We start from the raw sequence: 22,534 nt of genomic DNA on the forward strand, positions 1-22,534 counted from the left end.
AGTATGGTAACTGAAGGAGGGGAGCGGATTGCTGATTACGGTCACTGGCGGGATAGGTAGTGGTAAAACCAGGTTTGCCCTAGGTTATGCAGCTCAAATCAGCCGGGAAGGAATCTATTTATCCACAGGCGATCATGATCCGGTGATACCGGAACTGCCATCCGCTCATTATCGAGCCATTTCAGCCGGAAATGGCCATCACCTGACGGAAGTCATTCACCAGATCAATCGGGAATCGAATTTGTTTCTGGCTGATCAGCGAATTGTCATAGTAGACAGCCTGACATCGTGGATGGCTGCCGGATTTAGAGCAACGGATGATCTTGATCAACAACGCGTACATACACAACAGCTGCTTGATGCCTTACTATCTTATCAGGGCAAGCTGCTGGTCATTACCAATGAAATGCAGGGTTCCCTATATCCATCGGAAGAGGAGCGTATTTTTGCCGCAAGGATGGCTTCGGTGAATCGTGCACTGCAGTCTCACTCGGAACGCATGTACATGGTGGTATCGGGACTAGCCATTGATTTGAAGAAGCGAGAAGTACGGTACCACGACATCTGATAGGTCAAGATAACAGGCAAAACAAAAGCCTCCCTAACCACAAACTGTGGTACGGAGGCTTATTTATATTTAGAAATGTATGATTACAATTCAGCTGCGTGAGACGCCGGTTCTATTTGCTTTTTTTCATACGTCTGATCCACCAAATTGCGCATCCAACCAGGATAATGGCGAGCAGCGCATATACCACCAATGAATAGACGTCCATAAAGTGCAAAATGTTTTCCCAAGAAGCGCCAAGCGCGGCCCCAACCGAGACCAAAATAATGTTCCAGGCGAGTGTCCCGATGGTGGTGAAGAGGACGAATAAACCGAATTTCATATTGGACATGCCTGCCGGAATGGAGATGAGACTGCGAACAAGTGGCACCATGCGGCAGAATAGTACAGTCCACATTCCATATTTGTCAAACCATGCATCAACACGGTGGATATCTTCTTTTTTGATTCGCAGAATATGTCCCCAGCGATCTACAATTTTCTCCAGACGCTCCACATCAATCAGCAATCCGATTCCATAGAGAATCACTGCACCCAGCACAGAACCGATAGTAGCCGCAATGATAACACCTGGAAGAGTAAGGCTGGTGTACGTTGTCATAAATCCGCCAAAAGGCAAAATAATCTCCGAAGGAATGGGAGGAAATACGTTTTCGAGCGCAATAATGAGTGCGATGCCTATGTAGCCGTATTGTTCCATGAAATCGGTTATCCAGTTTTGCATAATCGTCTCCTCTACTTTTGATTTACCTGAATTTGACGTATACTCGGGCAGAGCACGCCAATTCATATATACGTGCAAAGGGTACAAGCGGTTTCTGAAAAAAATGCATTTCCGTATCAAGCAGAGGTCAAGTATACTGGTTAAGTTGAGATTAGAAGGGCAGGCATGTTAATAATTAACCGATGTTTTGCCATGTGAATGAAATTAAACATTTGGAGGGATTGCAAATGGGCATCTATACACGAACAGGTGATGAAGGGCAAACTTCGGTCATCGGAGGACGGGTGATCAAAGATGACGACCGCGTTGAAGCTTACGGTACCATCGATGAGCTGAATTGTTTTGTCGGCCAGGCAATTAGTCTGATCGATGATACAGAGGGGAAATTCGAGGATTTGCGCGAACATTTGCTGGAGGTTCAGCAAGAATTGTTTGATTGCGGGTCGGACCTGGCATTTGTGAAAATCAGCGAAACCAAATACAAAGTGCGGGATGACATGGTCACCCGGCTTGAACAATGGATTGATCAGTATGATGCGGAGAACCCGAAAGTGGAACGGTTCATTATCCCGGGAGGCAGCCCGCTGTCTTCAGCGCTTCATGTGTGCCGTACGGTATGCCGCCGTGCAGAGCGCCGCACGGTAACATTGGGACAGCATACGGATATTAATCCTTCGGTACGACGTTACTTGAACCGTCTGTCTGATTATTTCTTCGTTGTAGCACGGACCGCCAATGCCAGACAGCAGGTGTCGGATATTGAATATGTACGGAGCAAAAAAGTGTTCCGCCGCAAAGAATGAGCGGCTATTATTCGCCGATTGTCTACACCGTTCCCGAACATGAGGATGGCTGGCTGCTGAAAACCGTGCTTCAGCGGCGGCTGCAGGTATCGCGCAAGCTCTTGTCCAGGCTGAAGATCACGGAGCAGGGAATTATGTTAAATGGAGAACGCGTGTATATCAGCGTGAAGGTATCGGCTGGAGATATCGTGGAGATTCGGATGGAACAGGAGGAATCGGATGACATTTTGCCGGAATCCATTCCTTTTTCCATTTTGTATGAAGATGAGCATTTGCTTATTGTTAACAAGGATGCCGGCGTAATTGTGCATCCGACACATGGACACTATACAGGCACGTTGGCGAATGGGGTTGTTCATTACTGGAAGTCCAAGGGAGAGCTTTTCCGGTTTAGACCCATTCATCGTCTGGATCAGGAGACTTCCGGGGTGCTGGCTATTGCCAAAAATCCATATGTGCATCAGCATGTGTCTGAACAAATGATCGCAGGAACCGTAGATAAAAAATACATTGCGTTTGTGCATGGGAGTCCTGCTCCTGAACAGGGATCCGTTGATGGCGCTATTGATCGTGATCCGGAGGAGCCTCATCGCCGTATTGTCACACCTGACGGCTACGCAGCAAGAACGTTGTACAGCACGGTAACCCGGTGGAACGGAGGGACTGCTAGTGCGGTCAGCCTGAAGCTGGAGAGTGGCAGAACGCATCAGATTCGTGTACATATGACTTCTGTCGGATGTCCCTTGATCGGTGATCGAATGTACAAGACACTACCTACGGATGAGATTGACGAACAGACGGCTGCAATGCGAGAAGAACGGGACTTGTGGATCGATCGCCAGGCATTGCATGCCTGCGAGCTGTCGTTTGTTCATCCACTTACACAGGAACGCATGACGTTCCATGCACCTCTTCCTTCAGATATGGCTGCGCTGGAGAAACGTTTAGATACCGAGGCAAAGCCAAGGGAAGAGCTGCCATGCGGAAACTAAATGAATCAAAGAAGGATAATGGAATTAACCTACTCTACTCAATAATGTAGAAGACAGCAATTTCTTAGAGAAGTGCAGCGTTAGCCTGAGGGTCTTTTTGAGAAAAGTGATGTGCTCTAACAACAACTACGTTGCGATGGTATCAATTTTGAGCGACTTTTGGATTTGCGAAGCAAACCAAGGAAAGCGAGAAATAGAAACCGGAGCACTTAGGAGGAAATGTAATGAGTAAACTGAAAGTATACCAGTATGCAAAGTGCGGAACTTGTCGCAAAGCAGTAAAATGGCTTGAAGCTCAAGGCCATGAGCTGGAGTTATTCCCCATTTTTGACACACCCCCGTCCGAGGCAGAATTAACCGACCTCATTCAGAAGAGCGGACTTGAAGTGAAGAAGTTTTTCAATACAAGTGGAGAAGTGTACAAGGAGCAGCAGTTGAAGGACAAGCTGCCTGGCATGTCTGCTGAAGAACAGATTCGTTTGCTTGCTTCCAATGGCCGTCTGATTAAGCGTCCAATCGTAACGGATGGGGAACAGGTGACCGTAGGATTCAAGGAAGAGACGTATGAGCAGGAATGGAAGAACGCTTAGCAATAGGCTGAGTGACGTGTCTGTCCATTCATAAATGAAGCCGATTAGCAGCCCTGAAATGTTCAATATTCAGGGCTTTTTTGGCTGAACGATGCTTGGCGGAACTATGCTATAATGATAGAATTAGTTTCGATATTTTATTTGCTATATACAGATAGGAGAGAACAAAATCAAGTGAATCAACGTAATGAACCTACTTTGTTGCTGGTAGACGGTATGGCGGTGTTGTTCCGTGCATTTTATGCGACATCTGCAAGCGGATATATCAGACGGACAAAGGCAGGCTTGCCAACCAACGCGGTATACGGATTTATCCGTTATTTCTGGGATGCGGTTCAGACTTTCGGACCAAGTCATGTGGTATGCTGCTGGGATATGGGTGGCAAGACGTTTCGCGGTGAAGAGTACGCGGCATACAAAGGCAATCGTCCCGAAGCACCGAATGATCTGATTCCCCAGTTTGCATTGATCCGTGAAGTCATGGACAGCCTGGGTATTCCGAATATTGGAGCAGAAGGGTATGAAGCTGATGATTGCATCGGTACACTGGCCAAGTATTATACGGAGCAGACGGATATGAACGTGATGGTGCTGACCGGTGACCATGATATGCTGCAGCTGATCAATGACCGGACAAGCATTATTATTATGAAAAAAGGTCACGGCAATTACATGGTGTATACGCCGGAATCTCTCATGGCAGAAAAGCAGTTGACTCCTCGTCAAGTCATTGATATGAAGGGTCTGATGGGGGATGCAAGTGATAATTACCCTGGAGTACGTGGAATCGGTGAGAAAACAGCTCTAAAACTCGTGCAGGAATATGGCACCATTGAGGGTATTCTGGATAATCTGGATAAACTCACGCCATCGGTACGTAAAAAAATCGAGAATGATCTCGACATGCTGCATCTGTCCCGTAAACTGGCAGAGATTCACTGCGCTGTTCCGGTAGCCTGTGCACTGGATGTATGTGAATTGCGTCTTGATCCGGATATGGTGATGGACAAGTTCGAACAACTTGAGATGAAGAGCCTGGGCTCTTGGATGGGAGTGGCAATAGGGTGAGCAACATGCAGACAAAACGTGCCGGTAGAAAGTGGTGGACAGGGGCTATGGCCCTCGTCCTGGCTTTGCCGGTATTACTATCAGGCGCAGTAAGCGCTCCGCAAACAGCTGATGCAAAAGCGGCAATTAGCACCAAAGTACAGAAAGTAAAAGCAGCAGGACGAAATTTCACCGTACAAACGGTAAGCATTCCCAAAGGAACACCGGTGACTGTAGGGTTAGCCAAGAAACAGGTAGGACAAACGGCAACATTGCCTTCCATTGTAAAATCATACGGTGCTCAAGCAGCCATTAATGGGGCATTTTTTGAAGCGTATAATGGAGCACCAGATCCTTATGGCATGTTGATAGCAAATGGAAAAGTAATACATATTGGACGATACGGAACAACGATAGGTTTCAAGGAAGATGGAACAGCAATTATGGATTCACTTCAGGTAAGTCTTACAGGTAAAGTTACCGATTCAGCAGGTAAGTCACGCAGCTGGTACGCAACATTCATTAACCGTACACCTTCTGCGAATGCGAGCATATCAATGCTCTATACTCCGGAGCGCGGCCCAAAAGTTGGATTCAAGGGTGGTACTGCAGTTGTGATGGAGAAAGGGATTGTCACCAAAAAAGTAGCCAATAACAATGTAGCGATTCCGAAGAATGGATCTGTATTGGTCTTTACAGGCAATCAGAAATCTACTGCAGATCGCTTCGCCGTGGGTTCGACTGTAGAAATGAACTATAAATATACCAATGCATCAGGCAAAGAGATTCCCTGGGAAGACGTAGTAACTGCTGTTGGTGCTGGTCCTCGTCTTGTGAAAGACGGTAAAGTCGCCGTGAACCCAACCAGCGAAGGATTCAAGGATACCAAGATTCTGAATGCCTCGGGTGCCAGAAGTGGGATCGCCATCATGGCCGACGGTTCGGTAATGCTTGCAACTGTATCGGGAGCCACCATTAAGGAGTGGGCCGCAGTCATGCAGAAGCTTGGTGCCAAGCAGGCCATGAATCTGGATGGAGGAGCTTCCTCGGGCTTGTATGCAGGTGGGAAGATGTTAACTTCACCAGGACGGCTGTTAAGTAATACACTCGTTTTTGGCGGCTCAGTCCGTTAAAGTACTAATCGTATGGGAGGTATGAAGCACATGACAATCGCACATGATCAACAGTCAGCAGAACGTAATACAGCTGTTCTTGCCATTAATGTGGGCCAGCCTCAGCCATTGCCTGGCCAGAAACGTGAAGTGCTGAGCGGCATTGTCAAACTTCCCGTATCCGGCCCGGTTTTCCTGTCATTCACTGGAATGACAGGAGATGGCCAGGCGGACCTGGAGAATCACGGCGGACCGGATAAGGCTGTTTGTGTATACGATTACAGTCGGTATTCCGTACTGGAACAGCTGATGGAACGCAAGCTGGACTGGGGAGCTTGTGGTGAGAATTTAACGGTGGAAGGCTGCTCCGAGGATCAAGTCCGGATTGGTGATGTATATGAACTGGGCGGAGCCTTGGTTCAGGTTAGCCAGCCAAGACAACCCTGCTTCAAGCTCGCTGCCCGGTATGATTTCAAAGAGCTGCCTGTATATTTTCAGGAAAGCGGCTTTACCGGCTTCTACTTTCGCGTGCTGGAGGAGGGAGAAGTCGCTCCTGACTCTCCGTTCAGGCGTATCCGCACAGACCCTTCATCCATGACCGTTCTCGAGGCCAACCGGGTCATGCATCAGGGGAAGAAGGATGCCGCCGGAATGCATGCATTGCTGGCTATTCCATCTCTGTCAGATAGCTGGAGGCAAACGTTATTGAAACGTTTGGATAAGCTGGAGAGCGGGCAGTAGATTCACAACATATCATCGTCCAGAACCAAAGATGAATTTCACTTTAAACTAACTTGGGAGTGTGACTAACTTGACGATTTTAGGCGCAATTGAAGCTGGGGGAACCAAATTTGTATGTGGGATTGGAACTGAAAATGGTGAGGTGCTTGAACGGGTAAGTTTTCCTACAACGACACCGGAAGAAACGATGGCGCAGGTTATCGCTTTCTTTGAAGGCAAAGGGATTGAAGCTTTGGGCGTAGGTTCTTTTGGACCAATTGACCCGATTGAAGGAAGTCCTACGTACGGATATATTACAACTACACCGAAGCCTCATTGGGGTCAATATGATATCATTGGCAAACTCAAGGAACATTTTGATGTGCCGATGACGTTTGATACGGATGTAAACGGAGCTGCGCTTGGAGAAGCAACCTGGGGAGCAGCACAAGGACTGGAGAGCTGTCTGTATATCACTGTCGGAACAGGTATTGGTGCCGGAGCAGTCGTAGGCGGTAAAATGGTTCACGGTTTATCTCATCCAGAGATGGGACATATTATTGTACGCAGACACCCTGAGGATACGTATGAAGGTTTTTGTCCATACCACGGGGACTGTCTGGAAGGGCTCGCAGCGGGACCAGCTATCAATAAACGTTGGGACCAGCCGGCATATGAGCTGCCAGCAGATCACAAAGCCTGGGAGATTGAGGCACATTATCTGGCGCACGCACTCATGAATTATGTACTGATTCTCACTCCGGAAAAAATTGTGATGGGTGGTGGGGTTATGAAGCAGGAGCATTTGTTCCCTATGGTACGCAGCAAATTGCAAGAGCTGTTAAATGGATATGTTCAGCATCCGGCCCTTCACTCGGGGATCGACGAGTATGTCGTTCCGCCAGGCCTTGGTGACAATGCCGGTTTGTGCGGATCGCTGGCCTTGGCCAAATTGGCTTTGAACAAATAATTCAATTGATCACAAGTGGTTGACGAATTTTTCCATTGTGGTAAGATATGAGCAACAGCATACTACGGTTAATGAGGAAGCACCTCTCTTGCAATGAATTTGCAGGAGAGGTGCTTTTTTTGTTGCCTGGAGGCGGCTCATCTAACTGTGAATAGGCTGCAATATTAAGGAGGGGAAATCAATGGAAGTCATTTTCATGAACAGATTGTCCAAATTGTCAGGTCAACATGAGGAACACGCTCAGCTGTGGATTGGTGAGGAAGAAGGTGCTTGGCATCTCGGGTGGAGCCATTATGAGGAAGGAGATCGCGAAGACAGCATCTGGTATGAGGGGAGCTCCTGGGCAGAACTGCTCCATATTTATCGCCACCAGTTGGCAATTCGAATGAGTGAAGGTTACCGGCCATTGATTCAGGGACTGTTTCATGAGACGGATGATCTGAAATTACGCAGTTATGGTGGACAGCGTCTTCATTGTTATAGTGAACGCTACGGCAATGAAGAATTATATGCTGATCTATGCACATGGCGGAGAAGAAGGGCAGCGTCTGACCGGAAGGCCCCGTACTTTATTGCAACGAATCGTTTGCTGCGCATGATCAGTGCATTCGTACCACAAACCATGGATGAACTCATGCAGTTACCAGGTGTTGGGGAGAGCAAGGCAAGTGAATACGGTCAGGAGTGGATGGAGCTAACAAGCGGAGTAGAGCGTTCTACGGCTTTTCCACTTGATTGGGTACAAACGGTATTGTCCGAAGATGAATATGAGAGCTGGTTGTACAAGCAAAAAGAACAGAAGTATAAGCAGGAGCTGGACAAATTCACCACTCGCAAGCAGGTGCTTGAGGGTATGAAGGAAGGGTATACGCTTGAAGAGATTTTGAACCGCTCCGGACTATCCCGCAGAGAGCTGATTGAACTGCTGGAGACACTCGATACGGAAGGTTATGATACGGATAGCCTACTGGATGCAGAGCTTGCGGTCATGCCTGAGCAGGAGCAGGAGGCGGTCTGGAGTGCATACGAGGAGCTGGGAGACAGTTTCCTGAAACCTGTATTACATAGAGTATACGGCGGGGATAAACCGGTTAGCGGTAATCTGGAGCAAGTGTACGAGAGATTGCGCATGATCCGCATTCGATTCCGAAGACATGTAGAAACAGAGCAGAACGTCGGCTAGACACCCCATATCGTTTTGAGAGAAGTTTTTGAGTACAGAAAAAAAGACGAAGCTGTTTCTCCCTGGATGGAGTGCTTCGTCTTTTTGAATGAATACGTTCAGATCCAATCTTTTTTGCGGAAAATAAAGAACATGCTCAGGCCGAGGGTCACCATCAGGCCAATGACTACAAAATATCCATACTTCCAGTCCAGCTCAGGCATGTTGTTGAAGTTCATCCCATAGATGCCGGTAATAACCGTCAGGGGCATGAACACCGTTGTAATGGCGGTAAACACGCGCATGATTTCGTTCGCTCGGTTGGCGATACTGGATTGGTAAGCTTCTCGCAAGTTTCCCATCAGGTCTCGATAAGTCTCAAATGTCTCGGATATTTTCACAGCATTCTCATAGATGTCACTGAAGTACTTCTGCAGTTGATCATCGATGAGACGCAAATCCTTTTTGTTGAGCGTATTGATGACCTCTTTTTGAGGTCCGAGCACTTTTTTGAGCCACAGAATTTCACTGCGCAGCCCGATAATTTCATTCAAATGGGACTTTTTCGTATGCATCAAAATATCTTCTTCCAATTTCTCAATGCGTGCTTCGATCCGGTCGCCGACGGTAAAGTAGTTATCCACAATCAAATCGACCAACAGATACAGGAGACGATCCGGGGTGCTGACTTCCTGTTCCCACAGAATAGGCTTCAAGGTCCGCAGTTCGCTGACCTTTTGCTTCGTAACACTAATGATATAGTGTCTCCCTAGAAACAGGTTAACCGCACGCAAAAAGATCTCTTCGTCATCAAAACGAATGCTGTTTACGACAATAAAATAATGGCTCTCATAAATTTCAATCTTCGGACGCTGCTCTTCATCACTCAAACAGTCCTCTACAGCCAGATCATGCATCATGAACAGCGGCTGAAGTACCGCCAGATCATCAACGTCTGCATCAATCCAGTAAAATCCCTCAGCTGGTGGCGTTAGCGCCTGCTCAATATCGTCCACCGGGATAAATACACCGTTGTTTACCAACCGGATTTTCATCGTTCATCCACTCCTTCTGCACCCGCCAAACAGGCGGATTTTCATCAATATGGGCGCAAAAAGAACAGATCAGCCGGTCGGCAGCGGAGCCTGGAAGTCAGGAGTGCGTTCGCTCTATAACCAAACGGAAATAACGTCCCGCTGCCGGCATGCTGATGTCAATTCTCTATGCAGTTTGTCGGAATACGGCTGACAGTCAGGCCTCGGGTCGCCATCCATTGAATATGTCACCTCTCACATAAGGGTTTGCAACACTTGTTTAGTATACCGCTGGTACATGGTGCTTTCAAGCGCAAAAATGTGTCTATTTCGCGCCCTGAAGCAGTGTATGACAGCGATAGACAAACGGTTCCGGTCTACATGAACAGACATAAAACTACATGCTTGACGTGAGAGGATTAATGTTTTAAAGTAGACGGTGAAGTACACTAAATACACAATTGAATAAGGCGAAATCTTATCAAGAGTAGGTGGAGGGACTGGCCCGATGAAACCCGGCAACCGGCGGTATACCGCACGGTGCTAATTCTTGCAGCGACTAAGTGTCCATTGAGGCACTGTTGTAACTGAGAGATGAGAGAGGCGCATATCTATTTACATATGACCTTTCTCGGAATCCGAGGAAGGTCTTTGTTATATGCACCGACTTCTCAGCACTGATTTTCGCTATGGAACTTGAGTTTGTCAGATCAGAGCGTTGCGCTTTTTGCAATTCTCCACCTATAGACAAGCTCATGGCAGTCTAGAACAGTATTGATGTGAAAACATCAAACCTGTGATGGCTGCATCTATCTATGCACAAGGAGGAGTTGTACATCATGCCAATCAAAATTCCAGACGCACTGCCTGCCAAGGAAGTCCTCGCAGGTGAGAACATCTTCGTAATGGACGAGACACATGCTTACCAGCAGGATATTCGTCCACTACGCATTGCTATATTAAACCTGATGCCTACTAAGGAAACAACAGAAACCCAACTGCTTCGTTTGGTGGGGAACACCCCAATACAGGTCGATATCGTTCTGGTTCATCCCAAGTCTCACACATCGAAGAACACATCACAGGAGTATCTGAATCTTTTCTACAAAACCTTTGATGAGATTGAACACCGCCGTTTTGACGGGATGATCATTACAGGTGCCCCTGTTGAGCAAATGGATTTCGAAGACGTAAATTATTGGAAGGAAATCCAGGAGATCTTCGATTGGACCAAAACCAACGTCACATCGACCATGCACATCTGTTGGGCTTCTCAGGCTGGTCTGTACCATCATTTCGGTGTACCTAAGGTACCGCTGGAAGAGAAGTGTTTTGGCGTATTTCCACATACGATCAACAAATCTCATGTACAGCTGCTTCGCGGATTTGATGAAGTGTTCAATGTCCCACATTCCCGTCATACCGAAGTTCGGCGTGAGGATATTGAGAAGAACGATAACCTCGAAATTTTGGCCGAATCGGAGGAAGCTGGCATTTTCCTGGTTGCCACCAAAGACGGCAAACAAATTTTTGTGACAGGGCATGCGGAGTATGATCCATTGTCCTTGAAATGGGAATACGACCGCGATGCATCCAAAGGATTGGACATCGCACTGCCAAGACACTATTTTCCAAACGACGATCCATCCCGTGTTCCTCCGGCAACCTGGCGGGCACATGCAAACTTATTATTCTCTAATTGGCTCAATTACTATGTGTATCAGGAGACGCCTTACGATATTGGCCCGCAAATCTAATCGAGATTACAGGAGGATACTGCAATGGAAGACAATAAGTTGAAAATCGAAAGCCGCTTGGCTCAAATCGGATCCGTCAATGAGCCGGGAACTGGTGCCGTGAATTTCCCCATCTATCAATCAACGGCGTTCCGCCATCCAAAGCTCGGGCAGAGCACAGGCTTTGACTACATTCGTACGACCAATCCAACGCGTAAGGTACTGGAAGAAGCTGCAGCCGCTTTGGAATCAGGTGATGCCGGTTTTGCCTGTAGCTCGGGCATGGCAGCGCTGCAAACGATCTTTGCCATGTTTGGACAGGGAGATCATCTGATTGTCTCGCTGGATCTGTATGGGGGAACGTATCGTCTTCTAGAGCGTATCCTCTCCCGTTTTGGCGTAACGGCAAGCTACGTGGACACGAATGATCTGGTGGCCATGGAAGACATTCGTCAGCCGAACACCAAAGCTGTATTTATCGAAACGCCAACCAATCCACTTATGATGATTACGGATATTGAAGCGGTCAGCTCCTGGGCGAAAAGCCATAACCTGTTGACGATTGTGGACAATACACTGCTGACGCCGTTCTTCCAACGTCCTATCGAGCTCGGAGCAGATATCGTTGTTCATAGCGCAACTAAATACCTGGGTGGACACAACGATGTGCTTGCCGGATTGATTATCACCAAGGGCGAGGAATTGTCAGCTGAAATGGCATTCCTGCATAACTCCATTGGTGCGGTACTATCTCCAAGTGATTCCTATCAGTTGATGAAAGGCATGAAGACACTCGCGCTTCGTATGGAGCGTCATGAGTATAATTCACTTACCATTGCCAAGTATCTGCTGGAACATCCATCCGTGGGGGAGGTATATCACCCTGGTTTGTCAGATCACCCTGGATACGAAGTGCAGAAGAAACAATCTAAAGGAAATACAGGCATCTTCTCTTTCAAAGTAAAAGATGCCCGTTTAGTTGAACCTTTGCTGCGCCATATCAAGTTAATTGCTTTTGCCGAGAGTCTTGGCGGCGTAGAATCGTTGATGACGTATCCTGCGGTGCAGACGCATGCAGATATCCCGCTCGAAATACGCGACGCCGTAGGTGTAGATGACCGCTTGCTGCGATTCTCCGTAGGAATTGAGCATGCAGACGATCTGATTGCGGATTTGGGAAATGCCCTGGAAGCTGCGCAGCGTGAAGTTGAAGGAGGTGTACATCATGAGTGAGCAGAACAACAAGCAATCCGAATTGAAGTTTGATACCAAGCTGCTGCATTTTGGTGATGAAGTGGATAAAACAACCGGAGCCTCCAGCGTACCGATCTACCAGGCGTCCACATTCCATCATTTTGATATCTTTAATCCACCACAGCATGATTACAGCCGTTCAGGTAATCCGACACGTCAAGCGTTGGAGGATTACATCACACTGCTTGAAGGTGGAGCTCGAGGATTCGCCTACTCTTCAGGAATGGCTGCAATCTCCAGTGTGTTCCTGATGTTCTCGGCAGGCGACCACATGATCGTAACAGAAGATGTGTATGGAGGAACATACCGCCTGCTCACGTCCATTCTTAGCAGAATGCAAATTGAGACGACGTTTGTGGATATGACCAATATTGAAGAGGTGAAGGCGGCCATTAAGCCGAATACGAAGGCAGTCTATATGGAGACACCTTCCAACCCAACCCTGCGGATCACGGATATTGCTGCCGTCACATCCTGGGCACAGGAACATGAACTGATCACCATTCTCGATAACACATTTATGACGCCATATTATCAGCGCCCGATTGAGCTCGGCGTGGACATTGTTGTACATAGTGCAACCAAGTTTCTTGGTGGACATAGTGACGTACTTGCCGGACTTGCCGTTGCCCGTACCGAAGAGCTGGGGAGACAACTCAAACAGCTTCAAAATGGGCTTGGTACCGTACTCGGTGCTCAAGAATCCTGGCTTCTGATGCGCGGCATGAAAACACTTGGAGCTCGTATGGTACACAGTGAACAAAGCACGGCGAAGCTGGCTGCCTGGCTTAGCGGACGCAGCGATATTACCGCAGTATACTATCCTGGATTGCTGGAGCATCCGGGTCGTGAAGCTCACGAGCGCCAATCCACGGGTTATGGAGCGGTTGTCTCATTTGACGTAGGCTCGGGTGACCGTGCCAAAGCGGTTCTTAACCGGGTGAAACTGCCAATCGTGGCAGTCAGTCTGGGTGCTGTGGAGAGTATTCTGTCCTATCCTGCGATGATGTCCCATGCTGCAATGCCTGCAGAGGTTAGACTTGAACGGGGCATTACCGATGGGCTGCTGCGCTTCTCAGTCGGGCTGGAAGATATCGACGATCTGATTGCTGATCTGGATCAGGCGCTTCAGGAATCATAATCATCATTTTGGGCCAGCTGAACAATCAATAAATCTGTCTAAAAAAGCTGGAATTATAATAGAATGAATATGTCAATATTTTTACTTAAATTTAGGGCACCTTTCCATAAGGTGCTTTTTTTCACATGTAACCTGTGTTACGATAGACAGAGTACAGAAATGCGATGTTGCCACCAGCACTTGCAAGCGATGCGTCTTATGCATAGATTCAATGAGCCGTTTTTTTCAATAACCCAGAATGGATCGAAAGGTTCCAATCCATCTAGAATTTCTATTTCTACGCAATCGTTTGGAACCAACCAATCATGCACAAGGCTGGCATATATACAAGTCGGGACGGATCGTGAACATATTTCTCTTCATGAGGGAGGCTTTTTACGATGAGTACGGTAGACCGTATCTTAGATAAAGCCCTTCGGGGCGAACGATTAGACCTGGAAGACACAATTCAGCTGTTTGAATCGAATGAAGTCGACAAAATCGGGGCAGCTGCCAATGTTATTATGAAGCGTATGCACCCTGAGCCATACAGAACATTTGTCATTGGGCGTAACGTCAACTACACCAACGTGTGTGATGTGTACTGCCGTTTTTGTGCTTTCTATCGCAGACCTGGATCAGATGAAGGGTATGTATTGCCGGACGAAGTGATTTTCCAGAAAATTCAGGAAACACAAGATGTGAATGGTACTGAGATTCTGATGCAAGGCGGAACGAATCCCAACCTGCCTTTCAGCTATTACACGGATTTGTTAAAAGCAATCAAAGAACGTTTCCCGAACATTACCATGCACTCCTTCTCACCAGCGGAGATTATGAAAATGGTAGAAGTTTCGGACGGTCTTACGCTGGAAGAGGTTGTACGTGCCATTCACGAAGCAGGACTGGATTCCTTGCCAGGTGGAGGCGCTGAGATTCTGGATGACCGTACACGCCGCAAAATCAGCCGTCTGAAAGGTTCATGGCGCGACTGGATGGACGTTATGCAGACAGCTCACCGGATCGGGATGAACACAACCGCAACAATGGTTATCGGTTTGGGCGAATCGATGGAAGAGCGTGCACTTCACCTGCTTCGTGTACGTGAAGCCCAGGATGAGTGTATTGCAAACAAATATGACTCAGAAGGGTTCCTGGCATTTATTCCTTGGACATTCCAACCGGATAATACGAATCTGAAACTGGAGCGCCAAACTCCGGAAGAATACCTGAAGACGGTAGCGATCAGCCGACTTGTACTTGATAATATCAAAAACATTCAATCTTCATGGGTAACTATGGGTCCTGAAATCGGTAAGAAATCGCTTGAATTTGGCTGTAATGATTTCGGCAGCACGATGATTGAAGAGAATGTCGTATCCGCTGCGGGTGCTACATACAAAGTCAATATTGGCTCGATTCTTCAGCTTATTCGTGAGGCGGGTTATATTCCCGCACAGCGTAATACAAGATACGATATTCTGCGGATGTTTGATGAAGAAGAGAATTCTGTGCAGCAAGATTTTGTCATGCAGAACTAATAAGAGAATAATTTATCTTTATCTAGATATTAGAATGAAGACACGGGTTGCCCATTGAAGGGTAATCCGTGTTTTTTTGTTGGATGCTTGCCTTAATGGGCCATTCCGAGGTCATGAAAGAGTACATATTACGCATATGGCGATATTTTATAATGATATTGAACTGTTAAAATGAAAGAAACGGAGCAACAGACATGCTGGAGAGGAGCAAGTGAATGAAGAGAAGGATACTTGGCAGGACCGGTCTCGATGTACCTGTGTTGAGTTTTGGGGCGTCTTCCCTAGGTTCGGTATTTCGCGATATTGACCGCGAGGAAGGTATTCGTACGGTACATGCAGCTCTGGATGCCGGAATGAACTATATAGATGTGTCACCCTATTATGGTCTAACCAAGGCAGAGACGGTACTGGGAGAAGCGATACGAAGCCAGCCGCGCAGTTCATATATTTTATCAACCAAGGCGGGACGATACGGAGAGAATGAGTTTGATTTTTCCCGTAAGCGCATTCAGGACAGTGTCAAGGAAAGTCTGGATCGATTGCACACCGATTATATCGATATTCTGTTCCTGCATGATATTGAGTTTGCACCAGCAGAGATCATTATTGAAGAAGCCTATCCAGCCTTGCTGGAACTGAAAGAGCATGGTGTAATTCGTCATGCGGGAGTCTGTGGTCTGCCCCTGCCCTTGTTCGAGAAAGTGCTGCCGCAGATTGATGCCGATGCCATCATCTCGTATTGTCATTATGCATTGAATGATACCTCATTATTGTCCCTGCTGCCGTTATTGGAAAAAGAGGGAGTTGGCCTCGTTAATGCTTCGCCTCTCTCCATGGGCTTATTAGGTACAAGAGGGACGCCCGCCTGGCATCCGGCAGATGAACGCGTCAAACAAGTCTGTCTTGAAGCTGCGCAGTTCTGTGTAGAGCAAGGTGCGAATATTGCTAAGCTGGCTGTGCAATTTGCAACGGCAAATGAACAGATCCCAACCACACTGGTGAGCAGCGCAAGTGTAAATAACATCCGTCATAATGCGGAGTGGGTAGATGAACCGCTCGATGAAGAGCTTTTGGCAGAGGTACTGCACATTCTGGCACCCGTTCATAACGTGACGTGGGCAAGTGGTCGTCCCGAGTATAACGATCCACAACAGAGAGCAGCGAAGGGGGAACAGGGATGAAGGCTGTGGTGTGTGAAGAGATCAATCAATTGACAATACAGGATACCGACGAACCGATTCGAGCTGAACATGAGGCCATTGTATCGATCAAGCGGATTGGCATCTGTGGGACGGATCTACATGCTTATAAAGGCAACCAGCCCTATTTTACCTATCCTCGTATTCTGGGACATGAACTGTCAGGGATCATTGATGACATTGGGCCGAATACTGCTGGCCTTCAAGTTGGAGATCAGGTTAGCATTATTCCCTATCTGCACTGTGGTCACTGTATTGCCTGTCGAACAGGGAAAACCAATTGCTGTGCATCTATGCAGGTCATGGGAGTACATGTGGACGGAGGGATGCGCGAAAGAATCAGCGTGCCTGTTTCCCATTTGATTAAGGCAGAAGGACTGAGCCTAAATGAAACAGCGATGGTTGAACCGCTCAGTATCGGTGCTCATGCCGTAAGAAGAGCAGGTGTGCAGCCTGGGGAGCAGATTATAGTCATCGGAGCAGGACCGATCGGACTTGGTGTCATGGCTTTTGCGAAACAGGCAGGGGCTCGAGTAATTGCCATTGATCGGAACCTGGACCGATTGGAACTAAGCCGCACCTGGGCTGGGGTAGATGTTGTAATACAGGCAACAGACCAAGTGGTGGAGCAGGTAGCTGAAGTGACAGGAGGGGATTACGCTACCGCTGTATTTGATGCAACAGGTAATGTACAGTCCATGAATGAGGCCATTCGGTATGTAGCTCATGGCGGACAACTGATCTATGTGGGATTGGTCAAAGCCGATATTACGTTTCATGATCCTGAGTTTCATAAGCGAGAGATGAGCATATTGGGCAGCCGTAATGCAACGCGTGCGGATTTTGAGCAAGTGATATCGACTTTGCGGCAGAAAAAGCTCAGCATGGATGGCTACATTACGCATCGGGAGTCTTTAACTGAGCTTCCTTCCGCCATGGACAAGTGGTTGCTCCCAGATACACATGTAGTAAAAGCTATAGTTGAACTATAAAAGTGGTATCGGAAATAAAGGAATAGGAATAAAAAGCAGGAATAAAAAAACCTCTCTCTAACCTGAAGTGATATTCTATCACAGGGCTAGAGAGAGGTTTTTGGGGTTCGAGTCGTTGGGTCATTTCTCCGGATGGGTGATAATACCAGCGTGCGGATCAATATGGCGCACAATGGATTTCAACCAGATCATCTCCAGAAAGTGAACTTCATAGTACAATGCCCCCGGAATGTGATGAATCCATCCTTCAGCAGGCAATAAGGAAGCAGATTCTGAAGAAGGTACAGGAGATCCGGGTTCCCGTCGCAGACGCTTGCGAACGGCTTTTTCAACCTGCGAGCTTTGGGTAGTCAGAATGTACAATTTGCGAGTGGTCGTAAATCCGCGGAACGCGATATAGACCGTTTCATATGCAATAAGATAGGCAATAACAGAGTACATCGCTTGATCCCAACCAAAGACAACACCAGCGGCTGTCAGAATCAGCAAGTTGAGCAGCATGATTATTTTTTCGATAAGCATCCGTTTCCCGCTAAATACCCTTTCAGGTGGCCGGGAGGACGGATCACCGATTTCCAGCGTATCCAGTGTCCCGCCATACCGCACCACAAGTCCGATTCCAACACCCAGACATAGTCCGCCGAACATGGCGGCAGCTAGCGGATGTTCAACCAGAGGCGGCATGGGATGAAGCACGATGGCACCAATCGAAAAGACAACCAGACCCAGTACAGTAACGAGTACAAATTTCTTTTGTACCAGCCTGTAGGATAAAAATATAAATGGAACATTGAATAAGAACAGGAACAATCCAATTCTCATCTCAGTCCAATGAGCGAACAGAGAAGATATGCCTGTTATGCCTCCAATAATAATCTTATTGGGATGAAGGAATAATTCAAGTCCCACGGAGGCTAGAATTCCACCAGCGATCACCAGCAAAAGATTCAGGAAGCGGCGCGTGGATGATATTCTGGTCTTAGCGGTTTGTGGCACCGGATTAGCCGATATCAGAGGTGCTTTCATACGTCATCCTCCTTTGTGCGGCTGGCGAGCCATTCTCCCTGGGTTGATCACAGAAGATCGGCGAAGAGCCGCAGTTACGATCATATGCCTGTTCTGAACAGGCACAGGTTTTATCCTTCTTTCTGTAAAACCTTCGGTTCTTCTTTCTTCTTCCGAGGATCTTTGAACTTAAATATTTTATCCAAAATTCTAAACACATGTTTGGACTCTTTGGTTAATAGTGGTCCAAGAATGGCCAGAATCAGTACGTACAGTGCGGCAAACGGCTGGAGAAGCGGCAAGAGTCCTCCAGCTTTACCCATGTTGGCCATGATGATCGAAAATTCACCGCGGGATACAATGGTTAAACCAATATTAGCAGAAGCTTTTGGAGACAGTCCCGCACTGCGTCCAGCCAGCATGCCTGCCAGGAAGTTACCGAATAGTGTAATAACAACAGCAATCAAAGCCAGCCATACAGCTTCTCCGCCAAGGGACAAAGGGTCAATGGACAATCCGAAGCTGAAGAAGAAGATGGCTCCGAAGAAGTCACGGAACGGCAGGATTAGATGCTCTATCCGTTTGGCATGTTCGGTCTCTGCCAGGACCAGACCAACAAGTAATGCACCGATGGCTTCGGCCACGTGAATGGTTTCAGAGAATCCGGCTACCAGGAACAATGCACCAAAAATCACAAGTGAGAACAATTCATTAGAGCGTATTTTGAGCAGTTTGTTAAGCAGTGGAGTCGCTTTGCGCCCCAGAATGATGACAATAAGCATGAATCCAAGCGCGATGAGCGCGGATACGATGACGCCTCCGATCGAGGATGAGTCACTGAGCACCAATCCGGATAGGATGGAGATGTAGACAGCCAGGAACACATCTTCGAACATGATAATGCCAAGAATCATTTCCGTTTCCGGATTGGCTGTACGTTTTAGATCGACTAACACCTTGGCCACGATGGCACTGGAGGATATGGTGGTAATCCCAGCAATAACAAGTGCCTCAGCTGGTGGGAAGCCGGAAGCAAATCCGAAAACTAATCCAAGTGTAAAGTTAATCGCGATATAGATCGAACCGCCTACGGCAATGGATTTACCGGATTTGATCAGACGTCCTACCGAGAATTCCAAACCGAGATAGAAGAGCAGGAACAGGATACCGATCCGGCCCATAAATTCGATGAAAGGCTGACTTTCAATAAAACGGAAGTCCAGATGCCATATTTTCATGGCATGTGGACCAACCGCCATCCCGATCAGAATGTAAAACGGGACGACCGAAAAACGCAATTTGGCAGATAAGAGGCCAGCGGCAGCAATGAGAACGAGCGCCAGACCTACTTCAAAAATCAGATGATCCATCGACTCACCCCCTTCCGGTCAGGAGGAGGGATTTGAAGAGTTTCTGTTGGTTGCGTTCGCCAACGGCAACAACGGTAGACTCAGCAGTAATCACGACCTCAGGACCGGGGCTGATATGTTTTTTGTGGTTTTTCTCAACAACGGCAATAACCGTTGCCCCAGAGTTTTGACGTACGTCCAGTTCACCGATGGACTTACCGATACATCCATAGGAGGATTCGACTTTGTACCATTCGATAATCAGATCATCGAAAGTAACTTCAATATTTTCAAGTTGTTTCGGCTTATAGGTCAATCCGCCAACGATAGCGGCAATTTGTCTGGCTTCATAATCATCAAGCGTAATCATGGAGATGCTTTGATCCGGATCGTCGTATTCAAAATGGTACATTTCACGCCGTCCGTCATCATGAATAATGATCACAATTTTATCTCCGCTGCTCGTTTCAATCTGGAACTTCTTGCCGATTCCCGGCAAATCTGTTTCACGTACATCCATGGATAATATGCCTCCTTAAATTGAGGGCTGGCCACAGAAGACAGGCTTATTTCCCGAAAATAGAATGATCTGTATTTGGAAGAAACATTAAATGATGCGGGCAAACAGAGCCAGGTACTCCTGACACACAGCCGTATACATTGAGTTTTGTATAAAAATGGATATGACAAATACAACATCGTGACACACGGTTAACCTTGTCGTTAACTAACGTTTGCTTAAAGGGTTATAAGTTATGCACAAGTACACCGTCTGTTGGACAGAGATGTCTCTATGCATGGCAACCGAACATACGGTGCAACGCCTAGTGAAGGGCGTTTACGTATCTTGGTGCATGAGGGGCGAGGGACAAATACATACTGGTGAATTTAATGGGTAGCAGAAATAATCTGCGCTTAAACAGACAAATCAACGGTTTAAAGGGCAGACGCGGAGTAGGAATTCGCAGCATCAGCAATAAGGCAAGCACCAAAAATACAGGCTTGTTATTCGTCACTGCAATCAGCTTGACCATGACTTGCGAGTATTTGCGGATAGCAGGTTTTTGCTGAGTTTCGGGTATTTGCAATAACACTTCCTTATTGGAAGTGGCATCAACGGATACCCCAACAGCGGATTCGGTCTGCATCGGAATAGGAAAGCACAAAGCTTGGAACAAACACAAAATGATGATAAAAGCACTGCGGAGCATTCTAGGTTGTTGTCTCATTTTGGCTTCCCCCCTTTTCCGTGAAACATACTGTTATCAAAATAATAACACATTTTTGTCTGAACTCCAAACCTCTTTACAAATATACTGAGAAATGATGACACGCTTTCCATCAATCCGCTTCGTATATCCCCCTCGGCCTTGCCATATACTTTGAACAGGAAGGAAAGGAGTGATTCTTGTGGAGCTGTTCGCCGTATGGACCGATGTGTCAGGGCAAGAGGAAGCAGATCAATTTTATCGCTGCATCAAAGATAAAACCAAAGGTTTACATATAAGCAAAAGAGGTTTCCGGCTCACCTTCAAACATAATGACGGCAAAGCAGCCTGGGTCTGCAGAGGGAATGAAAATCACGTGGATTTTCAGCAGTGGCTGCCTCAGATCAGTGATTTGCTTGCCAAAGGACTGGCTGATTTCATTATGGATACCCGGGAGCGCTCCATTGTAGAAAACATGATTTCCAAGGCCTGTTCCGTTATGGATGAATATGAAGTGGAGAAGGTACACCGGATCTGCATGCCCTTGTTATTCAACGGTGATCTGGATCAACCAGGGCTTCGAGAGAAACGGCGCTTAACCCTCGCAAATGGTCTTAGACATGATCTGGAGGAGGTTCATTTCTTTCACCTGGAAGGCATTCTTCATTTTCGAATGAAGCAATACAAACAGGAACTGCACGAACTGGTGGAGTATGCACTGGATGAATTCTGGATGGATCGTCAATACGAAGAATTCATGGGACTGTTAAAATATTTTGTGTTCTTTCAGGAAGCCAAAGTTCCTTTGGTTCATCTGGTGCACAAAGGCTCGCATGAATTTCAGGTTCTGGATGCAGGGCTTAACCAGCTCCCTGTACAAAAAGATGAGCAAGTCGTTGTGGAGATGCCTGGTCTTGAACTGGAAATGGATATTGAAGACATGATTGTAAGCACACTTATATCGATATCTCCCGAAAAAGTGATGCTTCATACCAACACACCCGATCTGCCGATTATATCGACGATTCGCCAGATCTTCGAGGACAAGGTTCAATTATGCCATCATTGCCCGGAGTGTGAAGTGCTTCGTTCCGGGCTGCTGTCAGGCCTTGACGCAAGTGATCTCGGCAATTATAATAACTGTTGATCCATGAATTAACGAACATGTTTTTATGGATGAACTTTTACTAATAAGCAAAAGCGTTGACAAAGACAAGGACCATACGCACGGTCGGTGCAGAGAGAGGGAACCAGGCTGAAATTTCCTCCGGATGCCACGTTTGGTTTACCCCTTTGTAGCTGCAGTTTTGAAAACGGAGATGAATGCAATCGTTCCGTGAGTAAGGATATGCCGGGTCATGCCCGTTACCGTCATGCCAATGAGGGCTGTATTTTCAATCAAGAAATG

Annotated in this window: 23 protein-coding genes and 1 riboswitch; of the genes, 17 read left to right on the top strand and 6 right to left on the bottom strand. The window is 47.1% G+C overall.

Features of this window, described 5'->3' with window-relative positions; genetic code table 11:
* The first annotated feature begins 28 nt into the window (after nt 1–28).
* Nucleotides 29–568 carry a bifunctional adenosylcobinamide kinase/adenosylcobinamide-phosphate guanylyltransferase gene (locus MHB82_RS08980; RefSeq protein WP_176476027.1) on the top strand — a complete coding sequence of 180 codons (540 nt, stop codon included), beginning with the start codon at nt 29–31 and terminating at the stop codon, nt 566–568.
* 112 nt (nt 569–680) lie between these two features.
* On the opposite strand, the gene MHB82_RS08985 is transcribed toward MHB82_RS08980, so the two are convergent.
* Entirely contained in the window at nt 681–1,292 is a 612-nt protein-coding gene (locus MHB82_RS08985; RefSeq protein ID WP_095359100.1) for a DedA family protein, read from the bottom strand.
* A 227-nt stretch (nt 1,293–1,519) separates the two neighbouring features.
* Here MHB82_RS08985 and MHB82_RS08990 point away from each other — a divergent pair, with 227 nt between their 5' ends.
* From MHB82_RS08990 to MHB82_RS09025, 8 genes are all read left to right on the top strand, one after another.
* On the top strand, nt 1,520–2,095 hold the full coding sequence (locus MHB82_RS08990) for a cob(I)yrinic acid a,c-diamide adenosyltransferase (protein ID WP_095359099.1): 576 nt from the start codon (nt 1,520–1,522) through the stop codon (nt 2,093–2,095).
* A complete protein-coding gene (locus tag MHB82_RS08995; protein WP_341174490.1) occupies nt 2,092–3,087 on the top strand; it encodes an RluA family pseudouridine synthase in 996 nt (331 codons plus the stop codon). The genes MHB82_RS08990 and MHB82_RS08995 overlap by 4 nt, the downstream gene beginning before the upstream one ends.
* A 224-nt stretch (nt 3,088–3,311) precedes the next feature.
* The gene (locus tag MHB82_RS09000) at nt 3,312–3,677 is read left to right on the top strand and encodes an arsenate reductase family protein (RefSeq protein ID WP_095359097.1); all 366 of its coding nucleotides are present in this window, start codon (nt 3,312–3,314) and stop codon (nt 3,675–3,677) included.
* Nucleotides 3,678–3,851: 174 nt separating this feature from the next.
* Nucleotides 3,852–4,745, top strand: a complete 894-nt coding sequence (locus MHB82_RS09005) for a 5'-3' exonuclease (protein WP_095359096.1) — start codon at nt 3,852–3,854, stop codon at nt 4,743–4,745.
* 5 nt (nt 4,746–4,750) lie between these two features.
* Nucleotides 4,751–5,857, top strand: coding sequence for a phosphodiester glycosidase family protein (locus MHB82_RS09010; RefSeq protein ID WP_255247885.1), 1,107 nt, complete (start codon nt 4,751–4,753; stop codon nt 5,855–5,857).
* Nucleotides 5,858–5,887: 30 nt separating this feature from the next.
* Complete coding sequence (locus MHB82_RS09015; RefSeq protein ID WP_341174491.1) at nt 5,888–6,577, top strand: MOSC domain-containing protein; 690 nt, start codon at nt 5,888–5,890, stop codon at nt 6,575–6,577.
* 70 nt (nt 6,578–6,647) lie between these two features.
* Nucleotides 6,648–7,526, top strand: a complete 879-nt coding sequence (locus tag MHB82_RS09020; RefSeq protein ID WP_095359093.1) for an ROK family protein — start codon at nt 6,648–6,650, stop codon at nt 7,524–7,526.
* 181 nt (nt 7,527–7,707) lie between these two features.
* On the top strand, nt 7,708–8,709 hold the full coding sequence (locus tag MHB82_RS09025) for an HRDC domain-containing protein (protein ID WP_341174492.1): 1,002 nt from the start codon (nt 7,708–7,710) through the stop codon (nt 8,707–8,709).
* Between the two features lie 98 nt (nt 8,710–8,807).
* Here the strand turns inward: MHB82_RS09025 and corA are convergent, their stop codons facing one another.
* A complete protein-coding gene (gene corA, locus MHB82_RS09030; protein WP_095288290.1) occupies nt 8,808–9,743 on the bottom strand; it encodes a magnesium/cobalt transporter CorA in 936 nt (311 codons plus the stop codon).
* A gap of 49 nt (nt 9,744–9,792) precedes the next feature.
* Between corA and MHB82_RS09035 the strand changes: the two genes are divergently transcribed.
* From MHB82_RS09035 to MHB82_RS09065, 7 genes are all read left to right on the top strand, one after another.
* Complete coding sequence (locus tag MHB82_RS09035; RefSeq protein WP_176476026.1) at nt 9,793–9,936, top strand: hypothetical protein; 144 nt, start codon at nt 9,793–9,795, stop codon at nt 9,934–9,936.
* A 261-nt stretch (nt 9,937–10,197) separates the two neighbouring features.
* A riboswitch (SAM riboswitch) is annotated at nt 10,198–10,323 on the top strand.
* A gap of 238 nt (nt 10,324–10,561) precedes the next feature.
* The gene (gene metA / locus MHB82_RS09040) at nt 10,562–11,479 is read left to right on the top strand and encodes a homoserine O-acetyltransferase MetA (protein WP_095359091.1); all 918 of its coding nucleotides are present in this window, start codon (nt 10,562–10,564) and stop codon (nt 11,477–11,479) included.
* Nucleotides 11,480–11,503: 24 nt separating this feature from the next.
* Nucleotides 11,504–12,691, top strand: a complete 1,188-nt coding sequence (locus tag MHB82_RS09045; protein WP_095359090.1) for a PLP-dependent transferase — start codon at nt 11,504–11,506, stop codon at nt 12,689–12,691.
* Nucleotides 12,684–13,853 (top strand): aminotransferase class I/II-fold pyridoxal phosphate-dependent enzyme, encoded by a 1,170-nt coding sequence (locus MHB82_RS09050; RefSeq protein WP_341174493.1) that lies wholly within the window; start codon nt 12,684–12,686, stop codon nt 13,851–13,853. The genes MHB82_RS09045 and MHB82_RS09050 overlap by 8 nt, the downstream gene beginning before the upstream one ends.
* A gap of 380 nt (nt 13,854–14,233) precedes the next feature.
* Complete coding sequence (gene mqnC, locus MHB82_RS09055; protein ID WP_095288286.1) at nt 14,234–15,373, top strand: cyclic dehypoxanthinyl futalosine synthase; 1,140 nt, start codon at nt 14,234–14,236, stop codon at nt 15,371–15,373.
* Between the two features lie 215 nt (nt 15,374–15,588).
* Nucleotides 15,589–16,554, top strand: a complete 966-nt coding sequence (locus MHB82_RS09060) for an aldo/keto reductase (RefSeq protein ID WP_341174494.1) — start codon at nt 15,589–15,591, stop codon at nt 16,552–16,554.
* A complete protein-coding gene (locus MHB82_RS09065; RefSeq protein ID WP_341174495.1) occupies nt 16,551–17,564 on the top strand; it encodes a zinc-binding alcohol dehydrogenase family protein in 1,014 nt (337 codons plus the stop codon). Before MHB82_RS09060 ends, MHB82_RS09065 begins: the two co-directional genes overlap by 4 nt.
* 120 nt (nt 17,565–17,684) lie before the next feature.
* Here MHB82_RS09065 and MHB82_RS09070 read toward each other — a convergent pair whose 3' ends face one another.
* From MHB82_RS09070 to MHB82_RS09085, 4 genes are all read right to left on the bottom strand, one after another.
* Nucleotides 17,685–18,590 (bottom strand): YitT family protein, encoded by a 906-nt coding sequence (locus MHB82_RS09070; protein WP_127539438.1) that lies wholly within the window; start codon nt 18,588–18,590, stop codon nt 17,685–17,687.
* Between the two features lie 110 nt (nt 18,591–18,700).
* The gene (locus MHB82_RS09075) at nt 18,701–19,939 is read right to left on the bottom strand and encodes a cation:proton antiporter (protein ID WP_110821089.1); all 1,239 of its coding nucleotides are present in this window, start codon (nt 19,937–19,939) and stop codon (nt 18,701–18,703) included.
* 4 nt (nt 19,940–19,943) lie between these two features.
* Nucleotides 19,944–20,438: a cation:proton antiporter regulatory subunit gene (locus MHB82_RS09080; protein ID WP_110821088.1), complete on the bottom strand. Its 495-nt coding sequence runs from the start codon at nt 20,436–20,438 to the stop codon at nt 19,944–19,946.
* 304 nt (nt 20,439–20,742) lie between these two features.
* Entirely contained in the window at nt 20,743–21,147 is a 405-nt protein-coding gene (locus MHB82_RS09085) for a hypothetical protein (RefSeq protein ID WP_095359083.1), read from the bottom strand.
* A gap of 172 nt (nt 21,148–21,319) precedes the next feature.
* On the opposite strand from MHB82_RS09085, the gene MHB82_RS09090 reads away from it, so the two are divergent.
* Nucleotides 21,320–22,273 carry a putative sporulation protein YtxC gene (locus MHB82_RS09090; protein WP_110821087.1) on the top strand — a complete coding sequence of 318 codons (954 nt, stop codon included), beginning with the start codon at nt 21,320–21,322 and terminating at the stop codon, nt 22,271–22,273.
* The last annotated feature ends 261 nt before the right edge of the window (nt 22,274–22,534 follow it).

Origin of the sequence: Paenibacillus sp. FSL K6-2862, from assembly GCF_038005125.1 — a bacterium.
GTDB lineage: Bacteria > Bacillota > Bacilli > Paenibacillales > Paenibacillaceae > Paenibacillus > Paenibacillus illinoisensis_A.